Here is a 6,272-nt window from a genome sequence, read left to right as displayed (position 1 = left end):
TCAAGTCAAGGAGAATTTATTCTCAATTTTTATAATTGAGATAGTTTGTGCCGCTTAAATAAAGAGGTTTTGATAACCAAATTAAAGCATATCTAAAGAGTTTTGAGTTAAAAGTTAAACTTCAAGTTTTCATTCAGGACGAATGTACTGGTTAACTAATTTTTTGGGGAAAATTAGTTAACCCATCATTATAACATATAATTAATTTGCAAGAGTTCTATACAATTGATATTCTTCCAGTAGTTTATTAGAGTAATTAAAGAAAATACTCTCTCATTTCTACCTCACATATCCTGAATTTTAACAAATGCCAAAGGTTCGTTGAATTTCCACGCTAAAAATACCATATAAGCAATTAAACCACAGGGTATTAATAATAGGAAAAGACTTTCTCTCTTGGGCAGTTCTTTTTTCTTTAAATATTTCCAGAGTAATTCGATAGCAAAAGCCAGAAAAATTATTACTCCTGTGACTCTAGTTAAACTGGCAAAAAATCCCAAAAATCCAGACCAAAAGTATTTCTTATTCAGAAAGAAATAAAAACAAGCAGAGGTGGTTAGCAAATATAAACTTTCTCTATAAAAACAGCTATAAAAAAAGGAGTTAGGAAAAATTAACATAAGAATTAAAACCTTTTTACAGCCTCTCTTATTCAGATAAATGTTGCTATTTTTATAAACAAAAATTAAGACAAATATTAGACATAAATTAGAAAAAAGAAGACCATAAATAGGCAAAATTAAAGAAGTTAAAGATGCAATTTATTTGAATAAAATAGGATAGAGAGGAAAAAAAGCAACGTTCGATTGTTTTTCAGTATTGTATGAATATCCCCCCTGAATAATGCCGTTAAGTAGTCGGAGATAAATTCTGTTGTCTATCTTAAGAAATGGGTTCTTCGTTACTTGGTATGGTTCGATAGGGGGGGCATAAATCGACTAAATCCTTATCTGGCAAGAGACTTAATTGATTAGTTCGTTCTAGATCGAAAACAATTAACAAAAATCGCCAAATGTCTTTCTACATAAGGGTTACATCCCTTATAAACCCCGTCCATTGCATAACACAAACCGAAGAGCCATTTTTATTTTAGGTGGTTTAAGTGCGTTTTAGCTTAGCTTGAGATAGCCAGTAACCCGAAATCATTTGGGTTAATTGAAGATGAAGAGGGAGTTCAGGTAAGGACATAATCAACTTTTGTGGGAATAAAATTAAACAGTACCATATAGGATAAGCTGCCCGCGCATTTAAATTGCTGGTTGAGATGAGGCAAGAGTCAAGACTCCCCCAACCTCAAGGCTGTTCCATGTTTCCTTCTATTTATTGAATTTTAACATTTAATTTATAGGTGGCATTGCCACGAGTTCCCCCTACAATTATTTCATAATTTCCAGTAGCCGGTAATTTTAAACTAGATTGGGTAGCTTCTGTTTTCAAAGTTTGCCCATTCGGTGCAATCACATCGAATACGGCATTATTTTCTAATGCTGTAATTTTCAGATCCATTCTCTGTCCTTGATTCGCTCTTAATAAATAAATATTTCGACTACCTCGAACAACCGATTGATTAACTGCAGTGGTATTAGTTCCTGGTGCCAACCGAATTTGAGATACTAAACAAGGTTGTTTTTGATAAACGACTCGTCCCGTATTCAAAGAATCTGAAGTTAACGTCCATTTTTCTTGAGTTGTTTGAGTATCTAACTCAATTTTTGTCTTGATATTTAAGTTTAACTGATTCCCATTTTTCCTTCCTTGTAAGGTTTGAGTATAGGAACTATAATAAGATTCTTGTTCATTATGAATCGTAGCTTCTACCCGACCCGTGACTTGATTTCCCTGAATATAAATCCTCGCCGTAGAATCTAGATCATCATTAGCGACTGAAAAACAATAACCTTGAATCGAAGAAACGCTAGACGCTTGAGCAACTTGTCGGGGTGGATGATTTACCATCCTAGGTGTAACATTCAGTAAACTTGCCAAAATGACTACAGAGCTTAATAATTTCATCATCATAACTGACTCATGATTAAAGGTTAATTGATCACTGATTACTGATAGTTTCCATTCAATTAATTTCTAAGCGCGAGTAGAGAGCTACCATCACCAGACGGTGGCCCGTTGACTCCGTCTATCGTGAGCCAGGCAACGTTCGGGTTGCCAGTAAAATGGCGAGGTTGGCAATGCCTGTCTTTGTGTCGCTGGTGTCGTCTCACGCCGGATTGGGTTTGCGCGCATAGAGCTGCTCGGCGCGGTTGAACAAGATCCAGCTGCTCAGAATGTATTTGTCGTGCGACTCGGGCACATTGCCGCGATGGGTATGGGTAAAACCGGCGGGAGCGATCACCATCGTCCCAGAGGTCGGCTTGAGCTTCCGTTCTTGGTACAAGAACTCCGTCTCACCACCGCGCTCTACATCGTTCAGATAGAACATAAACAAAAGGACGCGATGGAGCGTCTCGGCAGCTGGGTCGCGAGGATAGATTTCCGAATGCCAGTAGTAGTAACCACCGACACTCTTCGAGTATTTCTGAACGTTGATCGCTCCGGGTCGAAATACTCTGAACAAATACTCGGCGAGTTCCAGGTCCGATGCCGCTCCAACATCCGAAGTTGTTAACGGCCTGACCAGTCCGGTAGCCGGCTCTTGCCAGCTTAATGCGAACGCACTCGTGACCAGGTATGGATACTTGCGAATGTACAACATCAGGTGACGCAGTGTGCTGTCGAGTATCTGACTGTGCAAATCGCTCCACTCGGAGAGGCCTGTGATGGTGATGTCGGTGCTGTTCTTCTTGGATTTGTCGACTCCATGACCGATCCGTCCATCCGACTTGCGGTCGCTGGCTTCGAAACGATGCCTGATCTCTTCGCACAATTCTGGGCGTAAAGCGTGTTCGTAGATCTCGATAAAGTCAGTTGTCATTGCAGCTTTCCCACCCCAAAGCCTGGATACATTTGCAGGCGGTCACGGATTCCATCTAGTTGGTGATTATAACAGGTTTGCGTTGCATCGAGAGCTTTGCCTGTATCCGGAAAAAGGCAGATGTACGCTGATGCAAAGGTTTCGCATTTCCATTCCAGTAGAGAAAATAATGCGAGTTCCCTTAATACAGACTTGACCGTGACATACTAGAGGAACACTAATACTAAATCCGCTGAGTATAGGCTACTTATCAGGACAGGCAACAGGCAACAGGCACTCATGCAAAAGGAGGAATAAATAATTAGTAAGGAATATTACAAATTGTTAACCGAGTCTTGAAAGCCTTGTGCTACAAAGGTTTAAAATGTTTAGAAAGCTCTAACTGCGGTAAAACCGAGGCTCTTCACCTGACATTCAAGATAAGGAACAATAACACAGCACGATACTTGTGTCAAGTTTTCTACATAATTCTTAATATTTATCTCGTTTTTGCTCTCTCGCTCTCCTCGGTTTTCTCGACCGAATCGCTAAAATAATTAGGGGTGTTTTATTTTCGATGTCAGTCCATGAGTGAACCTGTAACCCTTGAGGATATTTACCAGCTATTCCGCGCTTCCGCCGAGGAGTTTGAGCGCCGTTTAAGGGAAAGCGATCTTCGTCGGGCTGAAATGGAACGTAAGTGGGTGGGTGGAATTAAATATAAGATGAACGTAGGTTGGGTTGAAGCATGAAACCCAACGCCCGATTATGTTACGCTACCGCTAACCCATCCTACAAATAATTGTGCCTCCCTACTTATCTTTGCCGAAGCGAAATTAGAAAACGAGCGCCGTGCCGCCGAAGCGAAATTAGAAAGCGAGCGCCGGGCTGCCGAAGCCGAGCGCTCGATGGCAGAACTGAAACGCACCGTAGAACGAACCAGCAAAGCGGTAGATAGTTTGACCACTCGCTGGGGTCGATTTGTGGAGGAATTGGTAGAACCGGCGGTTTTACGGCTTTTTCAGGAAAAAGGCATTGATATTAAGGAAGTTTATCCCCGCGCTAGAGTCAAGCGTCAAGGTATCGCCATGGAAATTGATATCCTAGGGGTGGATGATACCGATCTTGTGGTGGTGGAATGTAAATCTCGATTATCTCAAGATGATGTAGATGAATTTATCGAAAAATTGACTCGTTTTAAAATCGCTTTTCCCCATTACAAAAACTATCGAGCTTACGGTGCAGTCGCTGGTATTGAAATTAACAAAGGTGTAGATCGCTATGCTTATAAAAAAGGCTTATTTGTGATTAAACCATCTGGGGATACGGTGGCAATTATTAATGATGCTGACTTTCAACCGAACACTTGGTAAAGAGATATATAGCATTTCCTAAGCTAGTGAGGTACACCTATTTTTCTTCCCTTTTGCCTTCTGCCTCTTGCATGAGTGCCTAAAACCCATAACTTTTGTACCTCAGCAGACTGAAAAACGCTATAATTAGGCATGAGAGCAAAAAGATGGAGTTGTGATTGATTAAGTCTAGGCAACCGCAATAAAATAAACAGGAGAATTTTTATGACTCGTTTAGTGGAATTTACCTCGGAGGAGGGGACTATTTACATCGAGGTGGATGAAAAGTTACCCTTACCCAAACCGAAACCAGAAGATGAACTTATTAGTCTAACAGATGAAATAGCTGTTCAAGCTGCTCAGTCTTTTGAAGACGTATTAAATGGCATAAAACCCGTGGCAAATGCCATAATTAATAAGGTCAAAAGTTTCAATGAACGGGAGCATCTCACTTATGCAATGAGTATTAATGCTTATAGCCGTCAACAACTAGAAAATCTTCTACTTGATCACAAAGAGAAATGAGATTATAATAGTTATAATTTACAATTCAGAATATATCTCGATGGGAGGAATAATTCAATGTTATCAGAAAATGAAAAAAGAATTAAAGAGTTATGTCAAGACTTAGGGCAATGTCTCTAAGCTGTTCAGCATCTAAATAGCGTATAATAGAAACAGTAACCTATTCAAATATCAATAGCTATGCCAGCCCCTAATCACTTGAATTCCGAACAAAAAGAAAAGTTACAAAAAGCACTAAAAAAAGAAGAAAATCCTTACATTAGAGAAAGAGTTTTGATATTGTTGTTGTTAAATGACGGGAAAACTCAAGTCCAAATCTCCAAACTCATTGGGTGTTCACTGCGAACAGTCTCTTATTGGTGTATTCCTGGAGATGCCAATAATTTAGATAGCTTGAAAGACAAGAGAATGGAGGGAAATTATCGAAAAGCGACGGATGAGTATATCAAAATATTGTTAGAGACAATTGACAAAGAGCCTCAAGAAATGGGGTATGAGTTTGGCCGTTGGACAGCCAAAAGATTAGCCACTTATCTGACAGAACAGACAGGTATAGAATTAAGTAGTTCTCAAGTCACGAACATTTAAAAAAAAAAGAAGTATGTTTATATTTGGGCTAAATATAGTTTAGAAGATCGACAATATCCTGAAAAAAGAAAAGAATTTAAACAAAAATTAGCCGAATACTTAAAAATAGCAAAAGAAGAGCCAAATAAGCTACAGGTATGGTTTTGGGACGGGGCTTTCAAGGTGGCGACGCAGGTTCGCCACACAGCCCCTCACGAAAGTGGATTCAGTTTAAGAGTCATTAGAAGAAAAACATGGGGGAAAAAAAGCCAAAGAAAAAAAGTTAGCGGACAAAGAAGAAGTGGTCGAGTAAATGCGATGGGAGGAGTGAGATATTCCGATAAAAAAAGATTCGTAGAATTCATCAAAAAAGGAAATTCAGAAACTTTTTATGAAGTGGTAAAAGTTTTTTATACAGAAATCATTAAAGAATGGGTGGAAGCGGGGAATAAAGAGGAGGATTTTCGAGAGAAGGGTCCAAAGATTGTCCTGATTCTCGATAATGCTAGTATTCACAAAAAAACAGATGTTGTTGGTAAAATTGCTGAAAATATGCCCAACTTAATTTTAGAGTATTTACCCGCCTATAGCCCAGATTTAAATATCATTGAATTGGTCTGGCACTCGGCAAAAGAATTTATCGCTCATCGACTTTTTAAATCAGTTGAAGAATTAGAATCTCTTTTACATCAACTTTTAAATGAAGGAGGTTTAATTATTAAGTGGGATCGCAAGTTGAAAAACAAGGGTAATTCTGTTAGGTTCTTCGGTTTGTCTTATGCAACGTACAGGATTATAAGGAATGAAACTCTTATAGAGAAAGACATTTGGCGATTTTTGTCAATTGTTTTCGATCTAGAGCGAACTAATCAATTAAGTCTCTTGCCAGATAAGGATTTAGTCGATTTATGCTCCCCTAT

5 protein-coding genes and 3 pseudogenes are annotated in these 6,272 nt (G+C 39.0%); 4 read left to right on the top strand and 4 right to left on the bottom strand.

All coding sequences use genetic code 11. From position 1 onward, the window contains the following. Positions 1-284 precede the first annotated feature (284 nt). The 4 genes and pseudogenes from O9290_RS20970 to O9290_RS20960 form a co-directional block, all read right to left on the bottom strand. Entirely contained in the window at positions 285-563 is a 279-nt protein-coding gene (locus tag O9290_RS20970; protein ID WP_223213098.1) for a hypothetical protein, read from the bottom strand. A gap of 553 nt (positions 564-1,116) precedes the next feature. Then, a pseudogene (locus O9290_RS28595) lies at positions 1,117-1,266 on the bottom strand (methyltransferase); the annotation flags it as partial. Positions 1,267-1,320: 54 nt separating this feature from the next. After that, the gene (locus tag O9290_RS20965; protein WP_002763548.1) at positions 1,321-2,019 is read right to left on the bottom strand and encodes a hypothetical protein; all 699 of its coding nucleotides are present in this window, start codon (positions 2,017-2,019) and stop codon (positions 1,321-1,323) included. A gap of 196 nt (positions 2,020-2,215) precedes the next feature. After that, positions 2,216-2,929 carry a 2OG-Fe(II) oxygenase gene (locus O9290_RS20960; protein WP_002763549.1) on the bottom strand — a complete coding sequence of 238 codons (714 nt, stop codon included), beginning with the start codon at positions 2,927-2,929 and terminating at the stop codon, positions 2,216-2,218. Between the two features lie 566 nt (positions 2,930-3,495). Between O9290_RS20960 and O9290_RS28590 the strand changes: the two genes are divergently transcribed. The 4 genes and pseudogenes from O9290_RS28590 to O9290_RS20945 all read left to right on the top strand — a co-directional run. Beyond that, positions 3,496-3,660, top strand: a complete 165-nt coding sequence (locus tag O9290_RS28590) for a hypothetical protein (RefSeq protein ID WP_002763551.1) — start codon at positions 3,496-3,498, stop codon at positions 3,658-3,660. Positions 3,661-3,732: 72 nt separating this feature from the next. Continuing rightward, positions 3,733-4,281: pseudogene (locus O9290_RS20955) on the top strand (DUF3782 domain-containing protein); the annotation flags it as partial. A gap of 204 nt (positions 4,282-4,485) precedes the next feature. Beyond that, entirely contained in the window at positions 4,486-4,785 is a 300-nt protein-coding gene (locus O9290_RS20950) for a CU044_2847 family protein (protein WP_288059907.1), read from the top strand. 180 nt (positions 4,786-4,965) lie between these two features. Next, a pseudogene (locus O9290_RS20945) lies at positions 4,966-6,111 on the top strand (IS630 family transposase); the annotation flags it as partial. Positions 6,112-6,272: the final 161 nt, after the last annotated feature.

It is taken from the genome of Microcystis sp. LE19-41.2A (genome assembly GCF_027530405.1).
GTDB lineage: Bacteria > Cyanobacteriota > Cyanobacteriia > Cyanobacteriales > Microcystaceae > Microcystis > Microcystis aeruginosa.
The sequence above is the reverse complement of the archived record's forward strand: the minus strand, read 5'-3'. Positions and strand labels throughout refer to the sequence as shown.

What these genes read in the sequence shown, in the direction of transcription:
- O9290_RS20960 (WP_002763549.1), bottom strand. Translation starts at nt 2,929, where the DNA reads ATGACAACTGACTTTATCGAGATCTACGAACACGCTTTACGCCCAGAA.
- O9290_RS20950 (WP_288059907.1), top strand. Translation starts at nt 4,486, where the DNA reads ATGACTCGTTTAGTGGAATTTACCTCGGAGGAGGGGACTATTTACATC.
- O9290_RS20965 (WP_002763548.1), bottom strand. Translation starts at nt 2,019, where the DNA reads ATGATGATGAAATTATTAAGCTCTGTAGTCATTTTGGCAAGTTTACTG.
- O9290_RS28590 (WP_002763551.1), top strand. Translation starts at nt 3,496, where the DNA reads ATGAGTGAACCTGTAACCCTTGAGGATATTTACCAGCTATTCCGCGCT.